The sequence below is a fragment of the Mesorhizobium sp. B3-2-1 genome (genome assembly GCF_006439515.1).
Lineage (GTDB): Bacteria > Pseudomonadota > Alphaproteobacteria > Rhizobiales > Rhizobiaceae > Mesorhizobium.
In genome coordinates, this window is the sequence record NZ_VFTI01000032.1 from 15,116 (window position 1) to 41,096 (window position 25,981).

Annotated in this window: 23 protein-coding genes and 1 tRNA gene; 11 read left to right on the forward strand and 13 right to left on the reverse strand. The window is 63.8% G+C overall.

Annotated elements, in window-relative coordinates:
• Nucleotides 1–63: 63 nt before the first annotated feature.
• The 4 genes from FJW08_RS26425 to FJW08_RS26440 form a co-directional block, all read right to left on the reverse strand.
• Entirely contained in the window at nt 64–1,716 is a 1,653-nt protein-coding gene (locus tag FJW08_RS26425) for a VWA domain-containing protein (protein ID WP_140812914.1), read from the reverse strand.
• Between the two features lie 110 nt (nt 1,717–1,826).
• Nucleotides 1,827–2,825 carry a GlxA family transcriptional regulator gene (locus tag FJW08_RS26430; RefSeq protein ID WP_140758972.1) on the reverse strand — a complete coding sequence of 333 codons (999 nt, stop codon included), beginning with the start codon at nt 2,823–2,825 and terminating at the stop codon, nt 1,827–1,829.
• 28 nt (nt 2,826–2,853) lie between these two features.
• The gene (gene folD, locus FJW08_RS26435; protein ID WP_140812915.1) at nt 2,854–3,753 is read right to left on the reverse strand and encodes a bifunctional methylenetetrahydrofolate dehydrogenase/methenyltetrahydrofolate cyclohydrolase FolD; all 900 of its coding nucleotides are present in this window, start codon (nt 3,751–3,753) and stop codon (nt 2,854–2,856) included.
• A 181-nt stretch (nt 3,754–3,934) separates the two neighbouring features.
• Nucleotides 3,935–6,538 (reverse strand): GNVR domain-containing protein, encoded by a 2,604-nt coding sequence (locus FJW08_RS26440; protein ID WP_140812916.1) that lies wholly within the window; start codon nt 6,536–6,538, stop codon nt 3,935–3,937.
• Between the two features lie 200 nt (nt 6,539–6,738).
• Here FJW08_RS26440 and FJW08_RS26445 point away from each other — a divergent pair, with 200 nt between their 5' ends.
• On the forward strand, nt 6,739–8,034 hold the full coding sequence (locus tag FJW08_RS26445) for a lipopolysaccharide biosynthesis protein (protein WP_140812917.1): 1,296 nt from the start codon (nt 6,739–6,741) through the stop codon (nt 8,032–8,034).
• A 6-nt stretch (nt 8,035–8,040) separates the two neighbouring features.
• Here FJW08_RS26445 and FJW08_RS26450 read toward each other — a convergent pair whose 3' ends face one another.
• Genes FJW08_RS26450 through FJW08_RS26460 form a run of 3 tightly spaced genes read right to left on the reverse strand, consistent with a single transcriptional unit; the run spans nt 8,041 to nt 10,936 of the window.
• Nucleotides 8,041–8,967, reverse strand: a complete 927-nt coding sequence (locus FJW08_RS26450; protein ID WP_181183055.1) for a DUF6492 family protein — start codon at nt 8,965–8,967, stop codon at nt 8,041–8,043.
• Complete coding sequence (locus tag FJW08_RS26455; protein WP_140758929.1) at nt 8,964–9,767, reverse strand: WecB/TagA/CpsF family glycosyltransferase; 804 nt, start codon at nt 9,765–9,767, stop codon at nt 8,964–8,966. Before FJW08_RS26455 ends, FJW08_RS26450 begins: the two co-directional genes overlap by 4 nt.
• Entirely contained in the window at nt 9,764–10,936 is a 1,173-nt protein-coding gene (locus tag FJW08_RS26460; RefSeq protein ID WP_140812918.1) for a glycosyltransferase family 4 protein, read from the reverse strand. Before FJW08_RS26460 ends, FJW08_RS26455 begins: the two co-directional genes overlap by 4 nt.
• Before the next feature lie 170 nt (nt 10,937–11,106).
• Here FJW08_RS26460 and FJW08_RS26465 point away from each other — a divergent pair, with 170 nt between their 5' ends.
• From FJW08_RS26465 to proC, 3 genes are all read left to right on the forward strand, one after another.
• Nucleotides 11,107–12,105: a glycosyltransferase gene (locus tag FJW08_RS26465; protein ID WP_140812919.1), complete on the forward strand. Its 999-nt coding sequence runs from the start codon at nt 11,107–11,109 to the stop codon at nt 12,103–12,105.
• Entirely contained in the window at nt 12,074–13,402 is a 1,329-nt protein-coding gene (locus FJW08_RS26470) for an O-antigen ligase (protein ID WP_140812920.1), read from the forward strand. The genes FJW08_RS26465 and FJW08_RS26470 overlap by 32 nt, the downstream gene beginning before the upstream one ends.
• A 62-nt stretch (nt 13,403–13,464) precedes the next feature.
• On the forward strand, nt 13,465–14,280 hold the full coding sequence (gene proC, locus FJW08_RS26475; protein ID WP_140812921.1) for a pyrroline-5-carboxylate reductase: 816 nt from the start codon (nt 13,465–13,467) through the stop codon (nt 14,278–14,280).
• A 13-nt stretch (nt 14,281–14,293) separates the two neighbouring features.
• On the opposite strand, the gene FJW08_RS26480 is transcribed toward proC, so the two are convergent.
• From FJW08_RS26480 to FJW08_RS26500, 5 genes are all read right to left on the reverse strand, one after another.
• Nucleotides 14,294–14,686 (reverse strand): type II toxin-antitoxin system VapC family toxin, encoded by a 393-nt coding sequence (locus tag FJW08_RS26480; RefSeq protein ID WP_140758924.1) that lies wholly within the window; start codon nt 14,684–14,686, stop codon nt 14,294–14,296.
• Entirely contained in the window at nt 14,686–14,928 is a 243-nt protein-coding gene (locus tag FJW08_RS26485; RefSeq protein ID WP_140812922.1) for a type II toxin-antitoxin system VapB family antitoxin, read from the reverse strand. The genes FJW08_RS26480 and FJW08_RS26485 overlap by 1 nt, the downstream gene beginning before the upstream one ends.
• 65 nt (nt 14,929–14,993) lie before the next feature.
• Nucleotides 14,994–16,307, reverse strand: coding sequence for an NAD(P)H-dependent oxidoreductase (locus FJW08_RS26490; RefSeq protein WP_140812923.1), 1,314 nt, complete (start codon nt 16,305–16,307; stop codon nt 14,994–14,996).
• A gap of 169 nt (nt 16,308–16,476) precedes the next feature.
• Nucleotides 16,477–17,865: a multicopper oxidase family protein gene (locus FJW08_RS26495; RefSeq protein WP_140812924.1), complete on the reverse strand. Its 1,389-nt coding sequence runs from the start codon at nt 17,863–17,865 to the stop codon at nt 16,477–16,479.
• Nucleotides 17,866–17,997: 132 nt separating this feature from the next.
• The gene (locus tag FJW08_RS26500; protein ID WP_181183056.1) at nt 17,998–19,557 is read right to left on the reverse strand and encodes a DUF882 domain-containing protein; all 1,560 of its coding nucleotides are present in this window, start codon (nt 19,555–19,557) and stop codon (nt 17,998–18,000) included.
• Between the two features lie 368 nt (nt 19,558–19,925).
• Here FJW08_RS26500 and FJW08_RS32535 point away from each other — a divergent pair, with 368 nt between their 5' ends.
• Complete coding sequence (locus FJW08_RS32535; RefSeq protein ID WP_181178609.1) at nt 19,926–20,066, forward strand: hypothetical protein; 141 nt, start codon at nt 19,926–19,928, stop codon at nt 20,064–20,066.
• A gap of 1,032 nt (nt 20,067–21,098) precedes the next feature.
• Here FJW08_RS32535 and FJW08_RS26505 read toward each other — a convergent pair.
• A tRNA-Thr gene (locus FJW08_RS26505) sits at nt 21,099–21,173 on the reverse strand.
• Between the two features lie 161 nt (nt 21,174–21,334).
• Between FJW08_RS26505 and FJW08_RS26510 the strand changes: the two genes are divergently transcribed.
• The 6 genes from FJW08_RS26510 to FJW08_RS26535 all read left to right on the forward strand — a co-directional run bounded on the left by FJW08_RS26510 (nt 21,335) and on the right by FJW08_RS26535 (nt 25,919).
• Nucleotides 21,335–21,511 carry a hypothetical protein gene (locus FJW08_RS26510; RefSeq protein ID WP_140758919.1) on the forward strand — a complete coding sequence of 59 codons (177 nt, stop codon included), beginning with the start codon at nt 21,335–21,337 and terminating at the stop codon, nt 21,509–21,511.
• A gap of 129 nt (nt 21,512–21,640) precedes the next feature.
• The gene (gene murA / locus FJW08_RS26515) at nt 21,641–22,933 is read left to right on the forward strand and encodes a UDP-N-acetylglucosamine 1-carboxyvinyltransferase (RefSeq protein WP_015316269.1); all 1,293 of its coding nucleotides are present in this window, start codon (nt 21,641–21,643) and stop codon (nt 22,931–22,933) included.
• A gap of 304 nt (nt 22,934–23,237) precedes the next feature.
• On the forward strand, nt 23,238–23,669 hold the full coding sequence (locus FJW08_RS26520; protein WP_140758918.1) for a DUF2948 family protein: 432 nt from the start codon (nt 23,238–23,240) through the stop codon (nt 23,667–23,669).
• Between the two features lie 7 nt (nt 23,670–23,676).
• Nucleotides 23,677–24,969 (forward strand): histidinol dehydrogenase, encoded by a 1,293-nt coding sequence (hisD, locus tag FJW08_RS26525; RefSeq protein ID WP_140812925.1) that lies wholly within the window; start codon nt 23,677–23,679, stop codon nt 24,967–24,969.
• 6 nt (nt 24,970–24,975) lie between these two features.
• Nucleotides 24,976–25,461 (forward strand): UPF0262 family protein, encoded by a 486-nt coding sequence (locus FJW08_RS26530; protein ID WP_140812926.1) that lies wholly within the window; start codon nt 24,976–24,978, stop codon nt 25,459–25,461.
• Nucleotides 25,449–25,919, forward strand: coding sequence for a low molecular weight phosphatase family protein (locus tag FJW08_RS26535; protein ID WP_140758915.1), 471 nt, complete (start codon nt 25,449–25,451; stop codon nt 25,917–25,919). The genes FJW08_RS26530 and FJW08_RS26535 overlap by 13 nt, the downstream gene beginning before the upstream one ends.
• The last annotated feature ends 62 nt before the right edge of the window (nt 25,920–25,981 follow it).

The window sequence follows — 25,981 nt, forward strand, 5'->3', positions numbered from 1 at the left end:
TTCTGTGCGGCATGAAAAAGGGCGGCTCGTGGCCGCCCTTTTTGCTGGTCGAAATCGCAATCCTTATTGCACCGTCAGTTCAACCCGCTCTCCAGCCTTCACGGTCACGGTGCCTTCCTTCTTGCTGTTGTCCGCCTTCTCCGAGATCACCGCGTAGTCGCCCGCCGCTATCGCGGCCTGATACTTCTCGTCATAGGCGTAGCCGATCGACTTGCGATTGCCATTGATGTCCTTCTTCGTCTCGAAAATCTCGATCTTGGAGGTGCCGGGCGCCGTGATCGCCAGCACGCCGGCATTCATGGTGGCCTTGAGGTCCTGGAACTCGCCGACCTTGACGCTGAAAGGCTGTTCCACGACCGCGAGGTCAACCGTCGCGATCAACACATAGTCATCGGGCGGCAGGTCGAACTTGCTGTCGGGGCCATAGGCATACGTGACCTCGTCGCGGGTGCCATCGATCTTCTTCTTGGCCTTGAGCACCTTGAAGCCGATGCCTGAACCATCGGCCTTGTCGCCGCCGGCCGCATAATAGGCGTTGGCAACGATATGGCCGACGCCGACGATGATGTCCTGGTCGATCACCCTGCCGGCAGCGAGCGGAATCGTTTCGGTGACCACGCCCTGCCCGATCGTGACGGTCACTTTCTCGTCGCCGGCCGGAAAGACGACTTTCGTGTCTCCATAATAGGTCGGGGGGTTGTCGACGCCGGGATAGGCGATCACGACAGCCGCCCCGCTGGCCACATCGGCACCTTGGCTGGGGCGCGGATGCAGGATCAGCGTGCCCGCATTCAAGGTGAACAGCGGCCTGTAGACCTGGCCTGCCTCGATCTTGACCTTCTGCTCCACCTTGGCCTCGCCGTCGCGCGCGACGATGATGTAGTCGCCCGGTTCCAGAGTGGCTTTGTACTCGCCGTATTCGGTGGTGATGTTGTCGCCGCGCGTGCCGTCCGATTTGGCCTTGTAGACTTCCCAGGCATTCCCGTCGGTGACTGGATCGCCGCCCTCGGCCAGCACCACGGTCGGCATGAAATTGAACTCGGACTTTGCCGGGTCCGGAGCGGGGGCCGGTGCCGGCTCGGGCGCCGGTGCCGACGCCGCGACGGTCTCGACCAGCGCTTCCTGCAGCGCCTTCTCGTCGGAAGCCTGAATGTACTTGCCGCCGGTGTTCTCGGCGAGGCAGGCGATCTGCTTGCCTTCGTCGGCGGTCAGCCCGAAGCCGACGACGTCGGCGGTGAAATCGACGCCGGAGGCTTCGAGTTCCTTGCCAAGCGCACAAGGGTCGCCGCCGCAGGTTTCGAGCCCATCGGTGATGAGGACGACGGTCGCCTTGTCCTCGGTGTATCTCAGCGCTTCGGCCGCCTGCTTGACGGCTGCCGTCAGCGGCGTCTTGCCGAGGAATTTCATACTGTCGGCCGCTGCCGAGATGGCGCTTGCCGAGCCTGCCTGAGGCGGCACGATGAGCTGGATATCCTCGCAGCTGCCTTTCTCGCGATGGCCATAGGCCATGAAGCCGATCTCGTCGTCCGCGGGAACCGATTGAAGCACGGTCCTCAGCGATTCACGGGCGATTTCCAGCTTGGGCTTGCCATCGATCTGCGCCCACATCGATCCCGACGCGTCGAGGATGATGATGACCTTGTTGGCGGCAAAGCCGAATGTCGTCATCGACAAAAGGAGGATCGCCGCAGCGACGCTCCGTGCAAGTCCCGCCATCGAAATCTCCTGAGTTAGCCCCCTCGTCCGCCGGCTGAAGCTATTTGAGCGCGTGCCGGGACACAACCCACCGCTGTCAACGAAGCTCGCATAGGCTCCCGCGTACCAATTCAGTAGGTCGTGCGGCGCTCTTCCGAAGGCGGGCGGCCAAACTGCAGCCGATAGCTCTGGGCAAAATAGGAATGCGAGGTGAAGCCCGTCGCGATCGCCACGTCGAGGATCGGCATGTTGGTCTGACGCAGCAATTCGCGCGCCCGCTCCAGCCGCAGCCGCATGTAGTAGCGCCCGGGCGTGACGTTGAGATGGCGCAGGAACAGCCGCTCCACCTGGCGCACCGAAAGGCCTGCGGACTTGGCGAGCTGTACCGCCGACAGCGGCTCGTCGAGATGATCGGCCATCAATTCGACGATGCGCCTGAGCTTCTCCGACTTGCCGGTCAAGTCGCGTTCCGGTCCGACGCGCTGGCGGTCCCCGGCGGAGCGGATGCGCTCGTGCTGGAACTGGTTGGCGACGCCATTGGCGAGGTTGGAGCCGAAATCGCCACGCACGATCTCCAGCATCAGATCGATAGAGGTGGTGCCGCCGGCGCAGGTGTAGCGTTTGCGGTCGATCTCGAAGACATTGCCCGTGCAGTTGATGTCGGGAAAGCGCTCGACGAAGCCGGCGCGGTTTTCCCAATGGATGGTGCAGCGATAGCCTTCGAGCTGGCCGGCCTCGGCCAGCAGGTAGGATCCGACCGACAAGGCACCAAGCGCGTTGCCGCGCCGGCCCCAGCTGCGCAACGCCGCCAGAACCTTGCTCTTGCCGGGAAATTCGGTGGTCAGGCCGACCGAGACGAAGAGTATGTCGACAGGCGGCAGGTCGGCGACGGCGTAGTCGATCTTGAGCGGCAGGCCGTTGGAGGCCATCACCGGATCGCCATCGGCGGAGACCGTTGTCCAGCCGTAGAAATCGCGGCCAAGCAGGCGGTTCGCCGACCGGAACGTGTCGATCGCGGCGGCCAAGGAGAACATGGAAAACTTGTCGACCAGCAGGAAAGCGAACTGCCGGCCGCCTTGAACGGGATCATTCGTGACCGGCCGTTCCGGGGAAACAGAGGGATTCGGCAAAGCTGCGGCTTTCAGGGTCAACCCGGGCTCAGAAGGAAGGCCGCTTCAATCCGGCCGCAAGGTAGGCCGAAGCTAACGTATTGGCCATCAACATGGCAATGGTCATCGGCCCGACACCGCCGGGCACCGGGGTAATCGCGCCCGCCGCCTTGGCCGCTTCGGCATAGGCGACATCGCCGACGAGACGCGACTTGCCCTCGCCCTTCTCGGGGGCGGGAATGCGGTTGATGCCGACATCAATGACGGTGGCGCCGGGCTTGACCCAATCGCCCCTGATCATCTCCGGCCTGCCGACGGCGGCGACAAGGATGTCGGCCGTGCGGGCAAGCGCCGGCAGGTCCTTGGTGCGGCTGTGGGCGATGGTGACGGTGCAGTTGGCGGCAAGCAGCAGGTTGGCCATCGGCTTGCCGACGATGTTGGAGCGGCCGACGACGACGGCGTTGAGGCCGGACAGGTCCTTGCCGCGCACGCGCTCGATCAGGAGCATCGAGCCGGCGGGCGTGCAGGGAACGAAGGCCGTGTCGAGTTCGCCGGTGCCGAGCTTGCCGACATTGATGAAATGGAAGCCGTCGACATCTTTCTGCGGCGCGATGGCCTGGATGATCTTGCCGGCATCGACATGGGCGGGCAGAGGAAGCTGGACCAGGATGCCATTGATGGCCGGGTCGGCGTTGAGCTCGGCGATGAGCTTGAGCAGTGCCGCCTCGGACGTCTCGGCCGGCAGCGTGTGCTGAAGCGAATGAAAGCCGCATTCCTTTGCGGTGCGGGATTTGGAGGCGACATAGACCTGGCTCGCCGGATCCTCGCCGACGATGACCACGGCCAGACCCGGCTTGGCCTTGCCCTTGGCGACCAGCTCGGCGGTCAGCGCCTTGACCATCCGCACCACGTCTTCGGCGACGCTCTTTCCGTCAATCACTTCGGCCATGAACCACCCTCAATTTCGTTCCGCCTGCCGCCTTCGGAAAAACACAATACAGCGGCGCCGGCGATCTGCAGCGCGGCATTGTCACGAAAATACAAGCCCGCAATCCCGTCAAAGCGCCTTCCCATGCCGTTTACGCGAAACCGGCACGGTTTTGTTCGGCCTCCGCAACCTATCTGGTAGCTCAGAAGTAGCGGCGGCGGGTGCGGCTTTCCGTGAGTTCGCGGACCGCTTCGCGAAATTCGCGCAGGCTGGCGCGAATCTCTTCGACCGATGATTGTTCGCCACCCTCCTCGACCGGAAGCGGCCGCGCATGCGGGGCAGCTGGATGGGCCAACGACTGCGTCGGAGCGGGTGGCGGCGGATACGGCATCTGCGCCGCATATGGCCCCGCCTCGGCTTGCATATAGGAATGGCCCGTCTGCGACCGAGGCTGCCCGGGATAGCCCAACGGCTGCGCATAGGGAGAGGACGGCAAGGGCGGAGCCGGATACGTTGGCTGTTGCGGCATCCGAGGCGAGCGCGAGGGCGACCCCATCTGCCGTCCATACCCGGCATCGGGGCCTGGCTGGAAAGGCGGCTGCGAATAATCCAGGCCGGCCGCCGGCCGAGGCCCGAAACCGGACTCCGGATAGCCAGGAAATGTCGGAGCATTGGCCGGCCGTCCGTTGTCGGCAAAGGCGGGTAAGGCGAACTCGCTGGAGATGTCGTCGTCGGCTTCGGCCGAGGATTTCCGGGACATGGCCTTGCGCAGTCTCGCCATGAGTGCGCCGATCCTCCCGGAGCTTTCGGTGGGAGCGGCTTCGTTCTGCGTGACCGGCGGCGGTGCTGGGGGCGGCGGTACGGGCGCTGCCGGAATTGGTGGCGCGGCGGGCGGAGGCTCCGCTCGAAACGACTGCTCCTCAAGAGGCGCCCTGCGTTGATCTAGCTTGCGTTCGTCCACCTTGCGCTCGTTCAGCTTGCGCTCGCGGCGGGAGCGCGAGGTTGCCGTCTCGCGCAGGCTGTCATAGGTCCCGCGCAAGGCGCCGAGGCCAATACCGGCGGCAAGGCCAAGCAGAAGGCCGGCCAATGCCACCAGCGCCCGCGACGGTCCTGTTGCCTCGAGCGGAGGCTGAGCGGGGGTCATCACATTGATGTTGGCGGTGTTGATCTTTTCCTGTTCGCCGGTCTCCTTGGCGCGCAGCAGATATTGTTCGTAGACCGACCGCTTGGCGGTGGCATCCCGCTCCAGTTCCCGCAGGGCAACCAGGTCGCTGTTGACGTCGCCGCTTTGCACCTTGGCCTGAGCCAGTCGGGACGCAAGGTCCTGTTCGAGCTGGACAGCACGCTTGAGGTCGACCTGCAGCGAAGACGCGATGCGGCGCAGTTCAGCCGCTATGCGCTCGCGCGCGCCGGCAATCTGGGCGTCGAGAGCCTGGAGTTCGGGATGGCGCGGCCCCAGCCGAACCGCGGCACGATCGCCTTCCTGCTTCAGCGTCGCATATTGCGAGCGCAGATCGCTCATGGTGTTGGAGTTGATCTCTTCCGGCAAAGTGCCGGTCAGAATCGAATTGACGTCCACCGAACGCGCCGAGGCTGCGCGCGCATTCAGTTCCAGTGTGCGGGCCCGGGCGACGGAGAGCTGCTCGTTGAGCTTCAGCATCTGATCGTCGCTGATCAGATGGCCCTGCGCGTCGACAAGATCATGCGTGGCCCTGAAATCCTCAACTTTGCGCTCGGCCTCCTCGACGCTCTTGCGCAACCCGTCGAGCTTGGATGTCAGTTCGCTCGTCGCGCGTCCGGCCATGTCCGACTGGTATTTGGCCGTCATCTGCTGGAAGACGCTGGTCGTCGTGTTGGCGATGCGCGCCGATTTCGCGGCATCCTCGGTGGTGGCGCTGACGGCGACGGCAAAGGTCTTGCCTGCACGCTCCACTGACAACCGCTCGGCCAGATTGCCGACAGCCAACGCCTGGCGGCGGACCTCGTCGGCACCGACCGACCCGTCCTGGCGCAACAGAATCGAGCGTATGAGTGACATGACGCCGAGGCCGCCGGAGCCCTGACCATTGAACTCCGGATCGTTGACGAGATTGAGGTCCTTGACGACCTGGTCGAGTACGGTCCCCGAGGTGAGCATCTTGATCCGGGTCTCGACGACAGCCAGCGCGGCATCGGGTTGCCCCACCGGCTGGGTGAGATCCCGATCCGAGAGCTTCAGGTCTCCCGGTTCGATGACCAATTCGGCGGTGGCTTCGTATTTCTTGGGCATCGACAGGGCAATGGCAATGCCGAGCCCGGCGCCCAGTATCGTGGTCGCAACGATCAGCAGCTTCGACCTGGCGACGCCGCGAACCACCAGCATCGGATCGATCAGCGGCTTCCATTGCTGGCTGTCCGCACCGCCATCGGAGGACGTATCGGCTCCGTCCGTGGCGCGGGATTCGATTGCATCATGAGCGCGACCCGTCCCCGAAGGTTCTTCCGGCGCCGGCCTTGCGCGAGGCATGTCGGATGGCAAATCGCCAGTGCCGGTTTCCCCCCGCGAACGCCAGGCGCCGTCGGCTTCAAACGGCGGCTCCACGTCAGGGGGAAACCGCGCAGCGTCGCCGGTGGGCGGCGGGCTCGCCTTCGTCTCGCGCCGGGAACGGGCCAGGCGATGTCGCGTGGCGGCATCCTCGCGCCACGAGGGGTCCGCGCGGTCCCCTATCGACACAAGCGAAGCGTCGTCCTCGCCACGCACGGCCTGGCCAAGCGCCAGCAAGGAGCGCTCGCGCTTCCAGTCCTCACGGTTTTCCCTGTCGACCATTATCGTGGAGCTTTACTCTTGGCCGCTTGGGAGCGGCGGTCGGCCATTCGTTAAGCCACGCTAAACAGGCATAGGAAACAAAAGGTTAATTTCCGGAAGACGATGGCAGGAATTCACGCCATGGTTGCAAGAACTTTCAACACATCTGAAAGCTTCAAAACGGCACGTTAAACTTTCCGGCCTACGCATTTCCTTGACGTATGACTGAGGCCAGAGACATACCGCAAAGGCGGACCTTCGCGCGGATCGGCACCTTCATGGCCGAACGACGGGGGCTGGTGCGCGACTATTTTTCGGCGATCAGCGGTGCTGGCGGGCGACTGGTGTTTTCACTCGCCTATTTCATCGCGCTCGCCAATACGCTCTCGATCGCCGAATTCGGCATGTTCGCCACCGCTTCGGCGGCTGGCGTCATGCTGTCGCGGATTCTTGCCCTCGGTTTCATTTCGGCGCTCTATCGCACCGCCACCATCCGGCCCAATCTGATCGGCACCTTCACCGCCGGCTTCTTGGTGCTCGGCGCCGCCTCGCTGCCGCTTTTGGCCGCCGCCTCGTTCGGCGTCTACCTGATCTTCTTTGCCGGCACCGTGCCGCTGTCGGTATTCACGGCGATCGTCTTTGCCGAGGCGCTGCTGTGGCGGCCGGTGGAAGTGGCACTGATCGTCAACAACGGGCTGGGTAAATTCGGCCGAGCCGCGGTTCTTGCGATCCTGGCCACCGCATTGCGGGCACTTGGCGCGGTGTTGTTCATGTTTTCCGCACAGCACAGCATCTGGGTTTGGTCTTGGTTCTACATCGGCGCCAACGCAGCCTCGCTGCTTTTGGCTTTCGGCTGGTTTTATCCGCGCCAGCGGCTGCGGCTGCGCATCGAGCTCTATCTGCGGCGGCTCGCCGATTCCATCTACGTGGCCGGCGCGGAGGTGCTGTTCTACCTGCAGATGGAGTTCGACAAGCTGCTGGTGCTGGCGATCGGCGGACCGCATCTGGCCGGCATCTATGCCATCATCATGCGCCTTGTCGACCTGACGGCGATCCCCATCCGCACCTTCTCGATGATGCTCGTGCAGCGCATGATGCGCGCGCCCGAACTCCTCGCACGGCTGGCGGTCAAGAGCGGCATCGAGGGTGGTGTGTTCGCGGTCTCGACGCTGGCGCTGGCGGCGCTTGGCATCGTGCTGCATTTCTTCCCCAACGCGCTCGGCAGGAATGTCTCCGAGGCCGCCCCCCTGGTGGCGCTGGCGATCTGCGTACCTGGACTGCGCAATCTGGTCGAATACCAGGCCGAGCTTCTCTTCGCGCGCGGCCAGACGCTGGTGCGGGCGCTCAACCTCGGCCTGCTCGCCGCCCTCAAGGCACTGCTGCTGACCTATGTTCTGACCACCATTTCCGATACATCGAATCTGGTGGTGTCACTCAACATCGTCTTCCTGCTGCTCTATCTCGCGTCGATGCTGCTGACCTATTCGGCGCTGCGCAGGCCGGCGAAGGCAATCTAGAACAAGTCAGCGATCAAGCCCGATCAGGCGTCGGATGCGGCCGATGTCGGTGCCGATAAAGGACTGCATGCCGATCGCCACCTGCTCCGGCGCCATGCCGGCGACGAAGCGGCGGAACTCGTCGTCCGACAGCGCCTCGCCCGTCCAATGGACACGGCAGAATTCTTCCGAACCGTGGAAGTGGCCGGCTCCGTCCAGCAGATCATCGACATAGCGGCCGTAGATCATGCATTCGGAGAATTTGCGCGCCGAACCGATCACCTCGACCCAGTCGCGGCCATGGACCTTTTCGATCCGCCCGCACATGGCAAGCACCGTGTCACGGCGCCAGGCGATCAACGTCGAGATATAATCATGGACCGATGTCCGGGACGGGTCGATGCCGAGTGCGGCGCCGGCATTGCGCGACCACACGCGATGCTCGTCATGGCCGTCATCGGCGAGCACGTCATCGCGGCGGAACAAGCGCGCCCTGCCATCACGCCAGAAGGCACCGCAATCGAACGCCTTCAGGAAAGCGACGTCGGAATCGCAGAAGACCAGCACGTCTTCGCCAGCGTGCGCCGATATGGCGATACGGCGCAGTTGCTGCACATGCCAGCCGCGCAGCGGCTGTGTCTTCATGCTGAGCCAGACGCGGCGGCGAAACAGGCTGAGCGGATCGTCGAAGGCGCGCAGCCAGCCCGGCAGGAGATCCCGCTCATCGACGATCGAGCGGCGGCTGGTCGCCAACTGACGGAAAAGCGCGAGGTCGCGATGTTCGACCAGAATGTAGTGGTGCGCGGCACCCGAGACATGGCGGTCAAGCGTTTCGCACAGCAGGCGGCAGCGTTCGAAATCAGGGGCGTAGCTTGCCGTCACCACCGCTGCCGTCGGCATCTTCGGCAACAGGCCCGGGCCAGCCAACGGGTCTGGGACGAAGCGCTTGTTCAACGAAACTCTCCGGGAGCGTCTCCGATGGCCTCGGCGCCGCGCGACCATTTCTGGTTGACGACCCGCCACAGGAACAGGGGATTGCCGACCACGTAGCGGCGCCAGAGCCGGCCGGGCTCGATCGCCAGCCGGAAAAGCCATTCCAGCCTCAGGCGGCGCATCCATAGCGGCGCGCGCGGCACCGAGCCGCTCAGGAAATCGAGCAGCGCGCCGACCGCGACCGGCAATGTGCAGTGACGTTCGTCGATGTGGCGTTCAATCCACAGTTCCTGGCGCGGCACGCCCATGGCGACGAGCAGCATGTCAGGCCGTAGTTTTGCGATCCGGCCAATGATCTCCGGCTCCTGCGCGGCGGAGAAATAGCCATCGTGAATGACCACGAAGTTGTGCTGCACCGCAAGCGCCGCCAGCTTCACCGACGCCGCCTCGGCGTTGACACGGGTCGCACCGAGCAGCCCCACGGTCAGCGGCCTCTTGGAAGCCTGCAGAAAGGCCGGCACGAAATCGGTGCCGTTGAGATTGTCGGGAAACGGCGCGCCGTAGAGAAGCTTCGCGGCGAGATCGACGCCGATGCCGTCCGGCAGGATGAGGAAATCGTCGAGCGCCTCGGCGAAGACCGGGTCGGTATAGGCGATGTTGGCATTGTGAGCGTTGAGGAAGCTGACCTTGGTGAAGCGCCGCTCGGCGATCAATCGGTTCAGCAGGGCAATTGCATCGTCCCAGCGGATCCCGAGCACCGGGATGCCGAGGATCATTTTCAGACTGTCGAGTCCGAACGCGGCGCGGGCGTGCATGTTCATGCAAACACCTCCTGCCTGACGGCGCCTATCTTTTCGAGACCGACACGAATCGCGACGTCGAGTGCCTTGACCTGCTGGCGATGGAAGGTGCCGCCATCGATATCGTGGATATCGGCCGCGGCAGCCTGCAGGGCCTGGGCGAAGCCGGCCGGATCGTCGGTGACCACGCAATTGGCAGGGCGGTGGTCGATGCCGCGCAGCGAGCGGCTGGTGGCGACCGAGGGCAGCCCAAGCTCGAAGGTCTCGATGGTCTTCAACTGCACGCCGCTGCCTGCGGTGCTGATCAGCGGGATGACGGCCGCGCCACAGACGAAAGCCTGGGCATCCGGAACGCGGCCGACAAATTGGACGCCCGGATGCGTCGAGGTGACGCCGGAAGGCATGTGGCCCGCGATGCGGATTCGGAAACCAGGCGGCAGATGCGGCACCACCTTGCCCAGGAACCAGTCGAGGCCGATGCGGTTCGGCTGCCAGGTCCAGGTGCCGATCAGGGCCGCGTCGCAGTCGATCGGGCGCCGGCCTTTCCGGGCTGGCGCCGTGGCGCCGGTTACCAGCGGCAGCACCGCCGAGCGATCATCCGAGGCGACACCGAGTGCCACGCGATCCTCCTCGGCCAGCGCGAAGACAAAGCGCGCGCCGCGGCAGAGGCGCTCTTCGACCAGCTTGAGCAGCCTCGCCTCGCGCCGGAACAGCAGGCGCTGGAAAATGCCGCCGACGGCAGCGGCGTTCTCCCGCGCCGAGAGATGCTCGACATTGTGCGCGACGAAGATCGAAGGCCGGTCTTCGAACAGCCTTTCGAAAGCGCCGGCGAACTGCACCGAATTCAGCACATAGCCATCGAACGGACCGGCTCGTTCGATAGCGGCCTGAACATCGTGGTCGGACACCGCACGCAACTTGACCGACGCGAAGGTGAGGCCCGAAACCATCGCCTTGCAGACCCAGGCGAGCTTCTGCAGCGGCGAAGCACTTTCGGTGCGCACGTCGATCGCACCAAGCACCACCGTATTTTCGGGATCTACCGCGGCTTTCCCGGGCCAGGTGAAGCCGATGACCGTCACGCGCGCGCCGGCGCGCCGCAAGGCGGCGATGATCGCTGCATTGGCGATCTCGTAGCCCGAGGCGAGAGCACCGTCGGGCACGATCGATGTGGCGAACAGCAGATGCATCTCACTATCCTGTGGTGTAGCCGGTAGCAAAGCGCGGTGAACCCTTGATTAAACGAGCACGATCAACGCCCGAAAGCCCATGCCCGGCGGGCTTCTCCGCGCAAGGTGATTAACGAAACCTTATCACCGTGATGCTACCAGAACGCGACTCACGACGCGGCTGGATACGGATGATCCCTTTGCCATTGGACGGTTCGGTATCGATCGCGGGACGGTCTCCCGAGCTCAAGGTGGAGGCGGTCGAAGCGATCGTCACCTTGCCGACCTTCAAGCGACCCGAACAGGTGCTGGAGACGCTTGCATCGCTGCGCGCACAGCAAACCGGCAGGTGCTTTGCCGTCATCGTCATGGAAAACGAGGCGGAGGCGCGTGAAGGCGCCAAAGCGGTGCTGCCGCTGTTCGAGCGCGGCGAGATACCAGGCATGGTCGTCATCGCGCATGAACGCGGCAATTGCAGTGCCTATAATGCCGGCTGGCAGACGGCGATCCTGCATTTCCCGAACTTCAGGCACCTGCTGGTCATCGACGACGACGAGATCGCCGATGCGCGATGGCTGGAGCGGATGTGCCGCGCAGCCGAAACGCTCGGCGCCGATATCGTCGGCGGCCCGCAGGTGCCCGTCTTTGCCGATCCCGCCCATGCGACATGGGCCGAGCATCCTGTTTTCGCGCCCCCCTACCGGGAGACGGGACGGGTGCCCGCGCTCTATTCGTCCGGCAATCTTCTGGTCGGGCGCCACGTGTTGACCGCGATGGGGCCGCCCTTCCTCGATCTCAGATTCAATTTCATGGGCGGCGGTGACGCCGACTTTCTCAGCCGGTCGGCGCAACGCGGCTTCGTGCTGGGCTGGTGCGTAGAAGCCAAGGTGCGTGAGACCGTTCCGGCCCGGCGCCTCGAGACCGATTGGATTCGTGCCCGCAGCCTGCGCAACGGTGTCATCTCGACGCTGGTGGAAAAGAAGAAGCGCGCCGGCACGCCCTTCGCCGGTGCCAAGGTGTTCGCCAAGAGCCTGGCCTTGCTTGCCGCCTCGCCGCTTCGCGGCGTGATGCGGCTGGCGCGCACGGGATCGACGGCGATCGCCATCTATCCCGTCCATGTGGCGCTCGGCCGCGTGCTGGCCGAATTCGGATATGCCAATGAGCAATACCGCCAGCCTGAGAAAAACTGAGCGCGCCCCGCTCAGCGCCGCGTTCACGCGCGGGGGCGTGGCGACCGCGATCGCCGCCCTGCTGTTCACCGTCATCATGGTGTCCTTCCGCCCGTTCCAGCCGGCCGGCGCCGAACTCACCGGCGAAGGCGGCGACATCGTCAATCAGCTCGGCTTCGGTTCGCTCGGCGCGGTCTCGATCTTCTCGCTGATGGCCTTCGCCGATCCGCGCGTCGTGCGCTCACTGCTCAGCCCTTCCTGGATACTGATGCTGGGCTTCTTCTTCCTGTCGGTGGTGCTGGCAACCGACCCGCCGTCGGCGATGCGCGCGGCGTCCTTCACCATGATCGGCATCCTGACGATGGCAACGATCCTGGCGCTGCCGCGCGACGCCGAGTCTTTCTCGAGGGTCATCATCTTCACCGCCGTCGTTGTGATGGGGCTGTCCTATCTCGGCCTCATCGTCTTTCCGCACGAGGCGATGCACACGGCCGACTCGCAGGAGCCCGAACATGCCGGCCTGTGGCGCGGCGTGTTCACCCACAAGAACATCGCCGGACCAATCATGGCCTGCTTCAGTTTCGCCGGCCTTTATCTCTATCGGCGCGGGCAACGCTGGTGGGGCGCGGGTATCTTCTGCGCGGCGATGATCTTCATGCTGCACACCGGCTCCAAGACCACCGCCGGGCTGGTGCCGTTCTCGATCCTGATCGTGATGTTTCCGAGCCTGATGGGCATGCGGCTCGGTACGCCGATCCTGTTTACGCTGGCGATCATCGCCACGGCGGTCGGCACGCTGGGCATCGTCTTCCTGACGCCGGTGAAGCACCTGGCGGCGATCTACTTCCCCGATCTGACCTATACCGGCCGCACGACGCTGTGGGAGTTCGCCGGCTCGATGCTGGCGAAGAAGCCGTGGACCGGCTACGGCTATGAGAGCTTCTGGGGCACGCCGCTGCTGCTCAACCAGGACCAGCCCTTCGACCGCCCGTGGGACATCAGGACCATCGTGCACGGTCATGACGGCTATCTCGACATCGCCGTGCTGATGGGCATTCCTGCTCTTTGCGTGGCGGTCTACACTTTCCTCATCGCACCGTTGCGCGACTACATGCGCATTCCGCTGCGCAAGGAGAACATCTATCTCGGTGATTTCTTCATGATGGTGGTGCTGTTCACCGCACTCAACGCATTCCTCGAGAGCTTCTTCTTCCATCGTGGCGATCCGGTCTGGCTGTTCTTCGTGCTTGGCGTGCTGGGCCTCAGGCAAGTGTCGCTGCGGCCGATCGCGGTGCGCATGCCCGTCCAGCGCTCCTGAGAGGGCTTTCCCACCGACCCGCGAGCGTCTATGTCATGGCCTTTCTCCTCGGAGGGCTCTCGATGACGATCAGGCTTGTTCTCGCCGGCTGCGGTAATATGGGTTACGCCATGCTCTCGGGCTGGCTGAAGTCCGGCAAGCTTGCACCGTCGACCGTTTTCGTGGTCGAGCCCAATGCCGACCTGCGCAATCGAGCCGCCGCACTCGGCTGCGGCACGGCGGCGGAAGCCGAAGCCATTCCGGCCGATGCCGTGCCTGAACTCGTCGTCATCGCCGTGAAGCCGCAGGTGATCCGTGACGTCACCACCGCCTACAAGCGCTTCGGCGACGGCCGCACCACTTTCGTCAGCATCGCCGCCGGCACGCCCTCCGCCACCTTCGAGGAAATCCTCGGCAACCGCGCGCCTATCGTGCGCTGCATGCCCAACACGCCCGCGGCGATCGGCAAGGGCATGATGGTGGTGTTTTCCAATCCCCCGGTTTCCGACGACGCCAAGCGCTTCGTCGCCGACCTCTTGTCGGCCAGCGGCGAAGTGGCCACCATCGATGACGAGAGCCTGATGGATGCGGTGACCGCCGTGTCCGGATCGGGTCCGGCCTACATCTTCCATTTCATCGAGGCGCTGACCGTGGCTGCCGAAAAGGCCGGCTTGCCGACGGCAACCGCCAGGCTGCTCGCCATGCAGACCGTCTACGGCGCCGCATCGCTCGCCGCCGAAAGCCGCGAGGACCCCGGTGTGCTGCGCCAGCAGGTGACCAGCCCCAACGGCACGACGGCAGCCGCGCTTGGTGTGCTGATGGGCGAAGACCGGCTGACCAACCTGCTCACGCAAGCAGTGGAAGCGGCGCGGCTAAGGTCGATCGAACTGGGGAAGTAGAGCGGACATCTCGCTAGGCGAGATCCGTGTGCGAAAAGTCGTTGCCTTTGTAGAGCAACGCGGAGCCGTGGCTCTTTGCGCAAGCGTAGGACAGGCAATCGGCAAGATTGAGCTGCGCGGGATGCCCACGTCCCTTTCCATAATCCGAAAACGCCTGGATCGCCAGTTTGGCATCGCCGGCGTCGATCGGCACAATTTCGATTTCGGCCTCGCTCAGCAGCGCCTCTATCGCCATTTCCGCGACCACCGGTTCGACAGCAAGCATCGTAGAAAGCCGCATCGACGCTTCGAGCACAACCAGCGCGGACGTTATCTTGTGAGGTGCAGCCGCCATCCGGTCGCTCCACTCGCCGGCATCCCCTTCTCCCGAAAGAATTGCGACGATTACGGAGGTGTCAACGAACATCAGGGATGTCCCCACATGTCGTCGATTTCATCCTTGCTCATAGGTCGGCCGCCGGGGCCGGCCTTGGCTTTAAGTTCATCCGCGATGGCAGCCAGCCGTTTCGCCAGGGGGATGTGTCCGTTTTCCCGTTTCAATTCAGACTCAAGCGCTTCGATAACCGCTTCGGTCATCGAAATCTTGCGTTTGGCGGCCAGTCGCTGTGCCAGTTCGCGTGCACGCGGGTCTCTGATTTGGAGGTTCATTGGTCGATCCTCGGCGACATTGCCACTACAATATAGTGCATTTGTCATGACTGCACCACGACGCACTATTTTCCGTATAGCATCTCATCCTGTAGCCAGCGCAGCGCGAACAGCTTGGTCGTCTGGTCGGGGGCCGCATTGTCGGCGGTCAGCAACTCGCCTTTCCTGACCTGTTTCAGCACCTTGCCGCCCTCGAGCAGGCCGACCGGGACGGCGTGCTGGGCGCGGGCTTCGCCGACGGTCATGGTCCAGGAGCGATAGCAGGTTTCGCCGATCGCATCGAAGGTTTCGCCGGCAGCGAGGTCGCGCTTGGCGACGGCGCAGACCTCGGCAACCGGCCGCGGCAGCGGCACCATGTCGGGCTTGCCGAACAGCACGATGCGGGCCGCTGTCAGCGGCACTTCCAGCGACGTCAGATGGTAGGGCCGGAACAGGCTGTAATAAGGGCCGTGGCCGATATGCAGGTCGTCCATGCGCTCGATGATGCGCGAATGCGTCGCCTCGACGATGACGAAGACACCAGGCGCCACACCCTTGCCGATGGTGTAATCGACGACGCCCTTCTTCAGCAGGAGGCCACCGTCCTCGCGCGGGATCAGCACCTTGACGAGGTCGTCGCGGTCGGTCTTGGGACCATGCATGCCCGGCACGTCGGGCACCAGCCCGGTGGCGTTGGCGATGGCGCACATCTCGACCATGGTCTTGGAGCCGTCGACGAACTCGACCAGCATGCGCGGGTTCATGTTGCGGCGGATCGCTTCGTCGCGATAGTCGTCGGGCATGGCATCATGGTTGAGCGGATTGTTCTTGCCCTTGCCGGCCGAGACGATGGTCAGGCCGAGCGCGGAGGCGAACTCGATCAGCTCCATGCAGCTCGACGGCTCGTCGCCGGCGCCGACCGAATAGACGACGCCAAGCCGGTCGGCCTGCTGTTTGAGATAGCACCCGATGGTGACGTCGGCCTCGACATTCATCATCACCAGATGCTTGCCGTGCTCCATCGCCATCAGATCGAAGTCGGCGGCGACGCCAGGTTTTCCCGTGGCATCGATGACGACGTCGATCAGTGGATTGGTCACCAGCATCTCATTGGAGGTGATGGCGATCCTCCCGTCCTCGATGGCACCGGTGACTTTCGACGCGGTGTCGGCCTCGACCGCCATCGCCTCGTCGCCATAGGCGATGCGGATGGCGTCACGCGCGGTGTGCGGACGACGGGTCGAGATGGCGCAGACCGCAATGCCCGGCATCAGCATGCCTTGCGTGACGAGGTCGGTCCCCATTTCGCCGGAGCCGATGACACCGACGCGCACCGGGCGGCCCTCGGCGGCGCGTCTGGCGAGATCGCGGGCAAGTCCCGTCAAGGCGACATTGGTCATGCAGGGATGTCCACAGCTTCTTGATTTGGGGCCGGATTAGCAGGGACTGGTCCCCTGTGCCAACGAAACCGCGCGCGACCGGCGATTTCCAACGGAATCGCCGGGAAAAGGCGCATTTGCCGCGAATTATTGGCCCAAAGGGTTGCCAATTGACATTGTCGTGACGGCTTCAGACCACCCTGACGTAGCTCGTCATGCCTGATTTCTGGTGCTCGATGATGTGGCAGTGCAGCAGCCAGTCGCCGGGATTGTCGGCGACGAAGCCCAGGCTCACCTTCTCATTGGGCTGGATGAGATAAGTGTCCGAAATCAACGGCCGCACCGGACGCGTCGAGGACGACAGCACCTTGAAGCTCATGCCGTGCAAATGCATCGGATGCGATTGCGGCGTCAGGTTCTCCATGTCGATGATGTAACTTTTGCCAAGCTTCAGTTCGGCCAAAGGCGCGGTCGGATCGGGCGTATCGCCCGGCCATGGCACTTTGTTGATCGCCCAGAAACTGTAGCCGAGCGAGCCGCAGATGCTGTCGCTCGGGACGTTCTCCGCCGTGGCGCTGAGCGCCAGCGAAATATGCTGGGCGGCGGTGAGATCGACCTCGGCCACCGGATTGGCCTCCAGCGGTGCAAGATCGCGACTATCCCGCTCGAGCGAGTTGCCCGTCGCGCGCAGCGTTGCGAGCACCTGGGGCTTGGTGCCCCTGACGTCCCGCAGGCTGACGATCGCGCCCTCTTCATCGGGCATGCGGATGACGAGTTCCATGCGTTGCCCCGGCCCCAGCAATAGGGCATCGGGTGCAAAACGCTGCGGCACCGGGTTGCCGTCCAGCGCGATGACATCAGCTTCGGCGCCGTCGACGCGAAAGGCGTAGATTCGGGTGACATCGGTGATTGCAACGCGCAGCCGCAGCAACCCGCCGGCGGGCGCGTCATATTGCGGTTGGTCGAGCCAGTTCGCGGTGCGCACCGTGCCGTAAGTGCCGGTCCTGGCAGCATCGCGCGGCCGGAACTGGTCGATGAACTGAGCGTCGTCGCCAAGGCGCCAGTCGCGCAGATTGAGGACAAATTCGGCGTCGAATTTCGGATCGTTCGGGTTTTCGACCACGATCACGCCGGTCAGGCCGTGCCCCATCTGCTCCAGCGTGTTGCAATGCGGGTGGTACCAGAAGGTGCCCGCGTCGGGCGGCGTGAAGGCATAGTCGAAATGGTCGCCGGTGTAGACATAGGGCTGCACCAGGAAGGGCACGCCATCCATCTTGTTCGGCAGGCGAATACCATGCCAGTGGATGGTCGTCGGATCATCGATGGCGTTGACGAGGCGCGCGGCGAAGGGCTCACCCTTTTTCATCCTGACGACCGGAGGCATTCCGGCGTTGCCGTAGGTCAGCACATCCCTGGTCTGGCCGAGATCCATGAGCTTCGCCCGGATTTTCACCGTCTGCAGAACCACCGGCTCAGGCGTGGCCGCGGCCCAGCCGCCAAGCCTGCTCATCGCGGCAAGCCCAACCCCGCTCGCGCCGGCGCTGGCGGCGGTTTTCAAAAGCCTGCGGCGTGTGATCATGTTGCGCTCCAACGGAAAAGCTGACTGCCATTCGCATCTTTTACCGTCAATAGCCGGACTGGCATCCGTTTGCCAACGACACCGGTCAGGGCGTCGGCTTCTCGCGTGCCAGTGAACGGATGCCTTCGAGCTTTATTTGAAGCTGGCGATGGGCAGGAATTTCACCGCGGAGCCGGTGAAGCGGCGGTGATCGGACGCCTGTCGCCGTGGCTGGAATCCATCGAGATAGACCTGCTCCGGCGCCGTGCGGATGAAATTGGCGGCAATGATGGTTGCCGCTTTCGACCCGGCTCCGCCGGTGATGCGGCGACCCGTCTCGAGCGGCACGATGACGGCGCTGGCTTCGGGATCGAGACGCCGCTGGACACGGTCGGCCTTGGGGCTGGTCCTGACACGATCTTCGGGCTTCGATGCGGGGAGTGCAACCCGCTGGCCGGCCAGCGGATCGAGGCCGTCGTCGGCGTGATGCATGGCCAGCAAGGCACCGATTGCATCGGCGGGTTTGGCCGCCTCCGGCTGACGCAGGGGCCCCGTCTGGTCTTCCGGTCGCCATGTCGGGACAGGGATGTTGAGCGCCACCATGTCCGGACCAGCAATCGCGGGAGCGGCACCAGCCTGGCTCAAGGGAATCTCGGCGTTGGTTGCCGCCGGCGGTTCGGCCTGCGTCGTGGACGCGGCGCGCGGCGCGAAGGCCGGCAACGGCACTGCGCTGGGCGCCATCGCCATGACGATCGCTTCAGGCGTCTTGCCGCCCTGTCCAGCCTGCAATTCCTCGGCCTGATCAACGGAAGCGATCTGGATATCCGTGCGCTGGGCTGCCTCCGGCGCCACGACGGCGATGCCCTGCCCGGCCTGTTTGGGTTCAACCGGCCGTGGCGCAGGCACGGCTTGCGCGGCATCATCCGCTTCGTCCGTGCCTTGCCCACCCAACAGCGACGCCAGCAGGCCGCGCGCCGGCCTGCGCTGGCCGCCGTCGGTGCTTGCCAGCTCGATGTTGGGCGTGCCGGCGGCCTTGCGCGATTTGTAGGCGGCAAACGCCTGTTCGTAGCCTGGCAGCGGCTTGCCGTCGCTCGGCACATGCAGCGTATTGCCGTTCGGGAAGACCCTGGCCAGTTCCTGGCGGCTGATGCCCGGCCAATGCCGCACATTGCCGACGTCCATGTGGATGAAGGGTGAACCGGAGGTCGGGTAATAGCCGACGCCGCCGCCCTGCATCTTGAGGCCGATGTCGCGCAGCTTCTTCAGCGGCACATCCGGCAGGAAGAAGTCCATGGCGCGGCCGACCATGTGCTGGCTTTCCCGGGCCACCCCTTTCGAGCGGCCGCGCAGCATGGCGTTGGTCGCCGGCGAGCGATAGGCGCTGACCACATGGATATAGGCCGTCGAGCCGCTGGCGCGGTAAGCCTGCCAGACCAGGTCGAGCAGGCGCGGATCCATCCTGGTCGGCTCGTTGCGGCGCCAGTCGCGCAGCATGAAATTGATCTTCTTCAACCCCGTCTGATCGTAGCGCCCGTTGCGCTTGAAGACGATCTCGGCCTTCTCGCCGGTATGGAGATTCTGAATTCGCAGAGCGCGCGTTTCGGCGAACGCATCGGTGATGCACATGCAGAAGAAAGCGACCATGAAGGCCGGCAACCGGGTCCACCAGCGGATACCGCCGGGCGCGCTCTGTTGGCTTTCAATCACACTCATGCCTTGCACATCGTTCCTGTTTCGGGCGATTCGACGTCCTCGCCGGATGCGGAGCCTTCCTTTCAGCACTCTCCTTCGCATCGGCTTGACAAGGCGCACAGTCAGCCATCCCACAACACGTCATGTCGAAGAACAGCATCTTGGTTAACGAATCGTGTTATGCGGGGACGCGTTTCGGCTGGAGATTGCCGAACGCCCGCCTTTGGGGGAGCCACGTTGTCTTCCGGCTGAACGCGCCACGGCAGGTGCCATCGGACTGTTGCTGACACCGAGACGACCCCGCTAACCTTGAAGTAGGCCAGACTCGTAGCAAATTTGTCCGCCTTTGCCTCTGGCACAGCTTGCGTTAGCATAGGTGCAGATTAGCGATGCCTGACGAATCTAATTTCGCTGAGAACTGGGCCGAGCACCTGCTGTGGTCTTCGCTGTTGCTTATCGTGCTGACACGCGGCGCCGGCGCCTTCTCGTTAGACTGCATTGCCGACCGGATTCTCGGCCGGGGCAAGTAACAACCCCAACGATGCGCGGATATTTCTAGCACTTCGAGGGACAGTAGCGGGGAACGCAATCGCTACTGGAAGCCGGCTTTCGAGCAGCGCCATTTTGAACGCTGGTCCTCTCCTGTCCCATTTCAGCACTAAGGTGCTGGTATCGTTCTTGCACATGACACATTGCCGGTTGATCCCGGCCCTGGTCGCATAATCCGATCAGGTTGTAGGCTCGCCGGGCCAGATGGCGGGGTCTCCGCCCGGCGAGTTCTACCCATATCAGCCGTGCCATTGACAGCGGCTGCTGCCCGACAGGCTGTCGAGGTGTGTTCGACTGACCGTCGGCCTGACCGGCTTGGGCCCTTGTTGAGGCAAGCCGGCGTGTCGAAGCGGCTGGATGCCGGGGTCGTCAAAGTGCTGTTTTGCCAGCCGCGCCGCGACGCTGGGGCCTTGACCGCAAGATAGCGTTTCACCAGCCATCCGCAGACATCAGATCAGCGGGCATGAACGGGCGGCCCAGCGGCGTGGGTGCTAGGGGGACTGGCAGCGTCAGGCCGCTGGGCCTAACCGGCGGGGCTTTGAGGAGCGGGCGGCACGCCGGCTGATTTAGAAATATATGGTCCAGCTAATATAATGGGAACACATCAATACGAACGAAGGAACCGGTAAAAGGTGGAACATAGGCCGGTGGCGAAGTGTGTCACGAGCGTGTTCGAGAACGGGCGTTCTGCAAAGCCGATGTGCCTTGCATTGGGTCAATATGTCTGGCTCCGCTGACATCTCCGCACAGCAGGTCAACTCGGCACGTTACATTGCGCGTTGATCTCCCGGGCTCCATGCCCCGACGAACCGGTCGCCATCAGCGCTGCAGCTATCACGGGGCTCGTCGCAATCTGATCGACGATCCTGCTATTAATAGCGGCCGTCCCGAAAAAGCAGATATCGATTGCGTCCGGCCGCGAGATTCATGCCCTCTTGTTACGACTTTTGTAACGGAATAATGGGCGCAACGCCTTGCGTGTCAAATGGCTGAGGGATTTCAACAAGATAGACTGGTGCTGCGAGAGAGGATTGAACTCTCGACCTCTCCCTTACCAAGGGAGTGCTCTACCACTGAGCTACCGCAGCCGTCGATGGCGGGGCTTCTGCCATATCGAACCGGCAAGCGCAAGGCCAAGAACAACGCTTCTGTGAAAGCCTTTGCCGGATAGCTTTCCATGTCATGGCGGTGCCACAATGTTGGCTATCCCTGAATGGCGGGTTGGCTGGTCGCCAGCCGGGGCGGGACGATGAGCGACAAGACAAATCCACCGAAGAGCAGCGAAACAATCCGCAAGAACCGGCTCGCCGAGCAATTGCGCGCCAATCTGCAGAAGCGCAAGGCGCAGTCGCGCTCGCGCCGCACAGGTGAGGCCGACCAGCGACCCGACGGGCTCACTGCTTCAAAGGAAATGCAGAAAGATTAACTCAAATCGGCCACTCTTGGACCGGGGTGGGCGAAATCCTATTTCTTGAACCAGATTGGCCAATGGTCTAGACGGGCCGATACTTAAACGATTGAACCGGCCTTTTCTGGCCGAGAGGGACGTTCTCCAATGGATCGCATCAGAATTGTCGGCGGCAACAAGCTTGCCGGAAGCATTCCGATCTCGGGTGCGAAAAATGCCGCCCTGCCGCTGATGATCGCCTCGCTTCTGACCGACGACACGCTGACGCTCGAAAACGTGCCGCATCTGGCCGATGTCGAGCAGTTGATCCGCATACTCGGCAATCACGGCGTCGACTATTCGGTCAACGGCCGCCGCGAGAAGCAGAACGAGGGCTATTCGCGCACCATCAACTTTTCCGCCCGCAACATCGTCGACACCACCGCTCCTTACGAGCTGGTGTCCAAGATGCGCGCCTCGTTCTGGGTGATCGGGCCTCTGCTGGCCCGGATGGGCGAGGCCAAGGTCTCGCTGCCCGGCGGCTGCGCCATCGGCACGCGCCCGGTCGACCTGTTCCTCGAAGGCCTGCAGGCGCTGGGCGCCGATATCGATGTCGACACCGGCTACGTCATTGCCAAGACGCGGAATGGCCGCCTTGTCGGCAACCGTTACGTCTTCCCCAAGGTCTCGGTCGGCGCCACCCATGTGCTGATGATGGCGGCATCGCTCGCCAAGGGCGAGACGGTGCTCGAAAACGCCGCCTGCGAGCCCGAGATCGTCAATCTGGCCGAATGCCTCAACGCGATGGGCGCCAGGATTTCCGGCGCCGGCACGCCGACCATCACCATCGACGGCGTCGAAGCGCTGTCGGGGGCGCGCGTTCGCGTCATCCCCGACCGCATCGAGACCGGCACCTATGCCATGGCTGTCGCCATGACCGGCGGCGACGTCGTGCTGGAAGGCGCACGGCCGGAGCTGCTGCAGACGGCGCTCGACGTGATTTCGCAGACGGGCGCGGAGATTACGCAGACCAATTCCGGCATTCGCGTGAAGCGCAATGGCGCCGGCATTTCGCCGGTCGATGTGACGACGGCGCCCTTCCCGGCCTTCCCGACCGACCTGCAAGCACAGTTCATGGGCCTGATGACCATGGCCAAGGGCAAGTCGCGCATAACCGAGACGATCTTCGAAAACCGCTTCATGCACGTCCAGGAGCTGGCCCGGCTCGGCGCCCACATCACGCTTTCGGGCCAGACGGCGATCGTCGACGGCGTGGCGAAGCTGAAGGGCGCGCCGGTCATGGCGACCGATCTTCGGGCTTCCGTCTCGCTGGTCATCGCCGGCCTGGCGGCCGAAGGCGAGACCACGGTCAACCGCGTCTACCATCTCGACCGCGGTTTCGAGCGGCTGGAGGAAAAGCTTTCCAATTGCGGCGCGGTGATCGAGCGTATTTCGGCATAGCGATCCGCGGTCGCTTGGCGAAATCATCTGCGAAGCATCCTTCTCCCCTCGCTATACGGGTAGAAGTGCTTGGCAGCGGCCGATGAGGGGTGCGCAAAAACTGAGGCAAATCCCTCTAAAGCATGTCGCGGCGAATAGGATTCGCCCGACCTGCTGTAAGTTTCTGATTTTATGCATGTCGTTATCCCGGAACCGAGGACACTTCCAGGCGACATGCATCAGCAGGACCCCTGTCGCGGTTGCACCGATCGGAAAGACCGCCTAACAGAAAGGCTGATTGCCAACCTTCAGGTGTGAAATCCGCATGGCCTTGAAACTCATTGCGCTCGACGACCAGGATCTGAGCATCGTCTCGGCTCATCTCCAGGACGCCGTGATGAAGGTCGCGGACCTCGAATTCCTGCCCAAGGCCAAACGGTTCGTGCTGACCATGAACCGTTTCGTGTGGGAGGCCAAATCCGGCCTGTTTCGCCAGCACAATGAACGACGGCAGGCCGTGCTGCATTTCGACCGGGTGCTGGGCGCCAAGACCAACGGCATCGCCCGCGACAAGCCGGCCGAAATCCTCTCCCTGCTGGCGATCAGCTTCATCGAGATCAGCAAGCCCGCCGGCATCGTCGAACTGATCTTTTCGGGCGGCGGCACGATCATGCTCGATGTCGAATGCATCGAGGCCCGCCTTGCCGATATCGGCGGCGCGTGGGAAGCCACGTCACGCCCCATACACAGGGCTTGAGCATACGATGGCCATCACGCTCCGCCAGTCCGACGCCGATTTCGAGCAGCGTTTCGCCGCGTTCCTCCTGACCAAGCGCGAGGTATCGGCCGATGTCGACGCCGTGGTGCGCGACATCATCGCGCGCGTGCGTGCCGAGGGCGACGCGGCACTGATCGACTACACGCAGAAATTCGGCGGAGGCGACCTCGCCGAGCTCGGCATTGCCGTCTCGGCGGAAGACATCGCCGGCGCCTATGCCGAGGCCGATCCGGCCACGGTCGAGGCGCTGAAATTCGCACGTGACCGCATCCGGTCCCATCACCAGCGGCAAAAGCCGCAGGACGAACGCTACACCGATGCCGCCGGCGTCGAGCTCGGCTCGCGCTGGACCGCGATCGACGCGGTCGGGCTCTATGTGCCGGGCGGCACGGCAAGCTATCCAAGTTCGGTGCTGATGAACGCCGTGCCAGCCAAGGTAGCCGGCGTCGAGCGCATCGTCATGGTCGTGCCGGCACCGCACGGCGTCGTCAACCCGCTGGTGCTGGTGGCGGCGGATATATCAGGCGTCTCCGAAATCTACCGCGTCGGCGGCGCTCAGGCGATCGCGGCACTTGCCTATGGTACGCAGACGATCAAGCCAGTGGCCAAGATCGTCGGCCCCGGCAATGCCTATGTCGCCGCGGCCAAGCGGCGGGTATTCGGCACTGTCGGCATCGACATGATCGCCGGGCCGTCGGAAGTGCTTGTGGTGGCCGACGGCGGCAATGATCCGGAGTGGATCGCGGCGGACCTGCTTGCCCAGGCCGAGCATGACGTGTCGTCGCAGTCGATCCTGATCACCGACGACCCGGCTTTCGGCAAAGCGGTCGAAAATTCGGTCGAGCGCCAGTTGCAAAGCCTGTCGCGGGGAGAGACCGCAGCGCAGAGCTGGCGCGATTTCGGTGCCGTCATCCTGGTTGCGACCATCGAGGCGTCGCTGCCGCTGGTCGACCGTATTGCGGCCGAACATGTCGAGTTGGCCATCGACGATGCCGAGGGCTTCCTGGCGAAGATGCGCAACGCGGGCGCGGTTTTTCTCGGACGCCACACGCCCGAGGTCATCGGCGACTATGTCGGCGGCTCCAACCACGTGCTGCCGACAGCGCGCTCGGCGCGCTTCTCGTCGGGCCTGTCCGTGCTCGACTTCGTCAAGCGCACCTCGGTCCTGAAGCTCGGGCCGGAGCAGTTGCGCATGCTGGCTCCGGCGGCGATCGCACTCGCGCAGGCGGAAGGGCTCGACGCGCATGGCCGCTCCGTCGCCATACGGCTGAACATCTAGGCCGGCATGACGGGCCACCATCAAACCCGCGCAAAACTGATCGATGTCGAACTCGATGAATCGATCGGCCGTTCGACGCCCGATGTCGAGCATGAGCGGGCGGTGGCGATCTTCGACCTGATCGAGGAGAACAGTTTTAAGCCTGTCAATGACAGCGGCACAGGTCCTTACCGGCTGAAGCTGTCGCTGGCCGAGTCCCGCCTGGTCTTTGCCGTGGCGCGCGAGGACGGTGCCGCCGTCGTCACCCACATCCTGTCGCTGACGCCGCTCAGGCGCATCGTCAAGGATTACTACATGATCTGCGAGAGCTATTACGACGCCATCCGCTCCTCGACGCCGAGCCACATCGAGGCGATCGACATGGGCCGCCGTGGCCTGCACAATGAGGGCTCGCAGACACTGATGGATCGGCTCTCCGGCAAGATCGACATCGACTTCGACACGGCGCGACGCCTGTTCACGCTGGTCTGCGTGCTGCACTGGCGGGGCTGATCCTGGTCCCCGGCGCCCTGCCCCACTCGGTCCTGTTCCTGTGCGGCATGAATGCCGTGCGCTCGCCGATGGCCGAGCAGCTGGCGCGCCGGGTGCTGCCCGCCACAATTTTCGTCGCCTCGGCCGGCGTGCGCGCCGGCGAGCGCGACCCGTTCGTCGACGCCGTGCTTGCCGAGGACGGCCTGATGCTGGGCGAACGCCATCCACGGAAGCTGGACGATCTCGAGGACGACTATTTCGACCTGATCGTGACACTGGCGCCGGAGGCGCACCATGCCGCGCTCGAACTCACCCGCTCGCTTGCCGTCGAGGTGGAATACTGGCCGACGCCGGACCCGACCGGTGCCGGCGGCACGCGCGAACAGATCATGGCCAGCTATCGCGACGTGCGCGAGCGGCTGAAGTTGCGCATAAGCCGACGTTTTTTGCTTCCCGAAGCAAAAAACGCGACGGATTAAGCGTGTTCACAAGCGCACGATTATCATATAGGTTCCGCCGAAATTCCGGCTAGAGTCGGATG

What these genes read in the sequence shown, in the direction of transcription:
- FJW08_RS26425 (WP_140812914.1), bottom strand. Translation starts at nt 1,716, where the DNA reads ATGGCGGGACTTGCACGGAGCGTCGCTGCGGCGATCCTCCTTTTGTCG.
- folD (WP_140812915.1), bottom strand. Translation starts at nt 3,753, where the DNA reads ATGGCCGAAGTGATTGACGGAAAGAGCGTCGCCGAAGACGTGGTGCGG.
- FJW08_RS26440 (WP_140812916.1), bottom strand. Translation starts at nt 6,538, where the DNA reads ATGGTCGACAGGGAAAACCGTGAGGACTGGAAGCGCGAGCGCTCCTTG.
- FJW08_RS26445 (WP_140812917.1), top strand. Translation starts at nt 6,739, where the DNA reads ATGACTGAGGCCAGAGACATACCGCAAAGGCGGACCTTCGCGCGGATC.
- FJW08_RS26455 (WP_140758929.1), bottom strand. Translation starts at nt 9,767, where the DNA reads ATGAACATGCACGCCCGCGCCGCGTTCGGACTCGACAGTCTGAAAATG.
- FJW08_RS26460 (WP_140812918.1), bottom strand. Translation starts at nt 10,936, where the DNA reads ATGCATCTGCTGTTCGCCACATCGATCGTGCCCGACGGTGCTCTCGCC.
- FJW08_RS26465 (WP_140812919.1), top strand. Translation starts at nt 11,107, where the DNA reads ATGATCCCTTTGCCATTGGACGGTTCGGTATCGATCGCGGGACGGTCT.
- FJW08_RS26470 (WP_140812920.1), top strand. Translation starts at nt 12,074, where the DNA reads ATGAGCAATACCGCCAGCCTGAGAAAAACTGAGCGCGCCCCGCTCAGC.
- proC (WP_140812921.1), top strand. Translation starts at nt 13,465, where the DNA reads ATGACGATCAGGCTTGTTCTCGCCGGCTGCGGTAATATGGGTTACGCC.
- FJW08_RS26480 (WP_140758924.1), bottom strand. Translation starts at nt 14,686, where the DNA reads ATGTTCGTTGACACCTCCGTAATCGTCGCAATTCTTTCGGGAGAAGGG.
- FJW08_RS26485 (WP_140812922.1), bottom strand. Translation starts at nt 14,928, where the DNA reads ATGAACCTCCAAATCAGAGACCCGCGTGCACGCGAACTGGCACAGCGA.
- FJW08_RS26490 (WP_140812923.1), bottom strand. Translation starts at nt 16,307, where the DNA reads ATGACCAATGTCGCCTTGACGGGACTTGCCCGCGATCTCGCCAGACGC.
- FJW08_RS26495 (WP_140812924.1), bottom strand. Translation starts at nt 17,865, where the DNA reads ATGATCACACGCCGCAGGCTTTTGAAAACCGCCGCCAGCGCCGGCGCG.
- FJW08_RS26500 (WP_181183056.1), bottom strand. Translation starts at nt 19,557, where the DNA reads ATGAGTGTGATTGAAAGCCAACAGAGCGCGCCCGGCGGTATCCGCTGG.
- FJW08_RS32535 (WP_181178609.1), top strand. Translation starts at nt 19,926, where the DNA reads ATGCCTGACGAATCTAATTTCGCTGAGAACTGGGCCGAGCACCTGCTG.
- FJW08_RS26510 (WP_140758919.1), top strand. Translation starts at nt 21,335, where the DNA reads ATGAGCGACAAGACAAATCCACCGAAGAGCAGCGAAACAATCCGCAAG.
- murA (WP_015316269.1), top strand. Translation starts at nt 21,641, where the DNA reads ATGGATCGCATCAGAATTGTCGGCGGCAACAAGCTTGCCGGAAGCATT.
- FJW08_RS26520 (WP_140758918.1), top strand. Translation starts at nt 23,238, where the DNA reads ATGGCCTTGAAACTCATTGCGCTCGACGACCAGGATCTGAGCATCGTC.
- hisD (WP_140812925.1), top strand. Translation starts at nt 23,677, where the DNA reads ATGGCCATCACGCTCCGCCAGTCCGACGCCGATTTCGAGCAGCGTTTC.
- FJW08_RS26530 (WP_140812926.1), top strand. Translation starts at nt 24,976, where the DNA reads ATGACGGGCCACCATCAAACCCGCGCAAAACTGATCGATGTCGAACTC.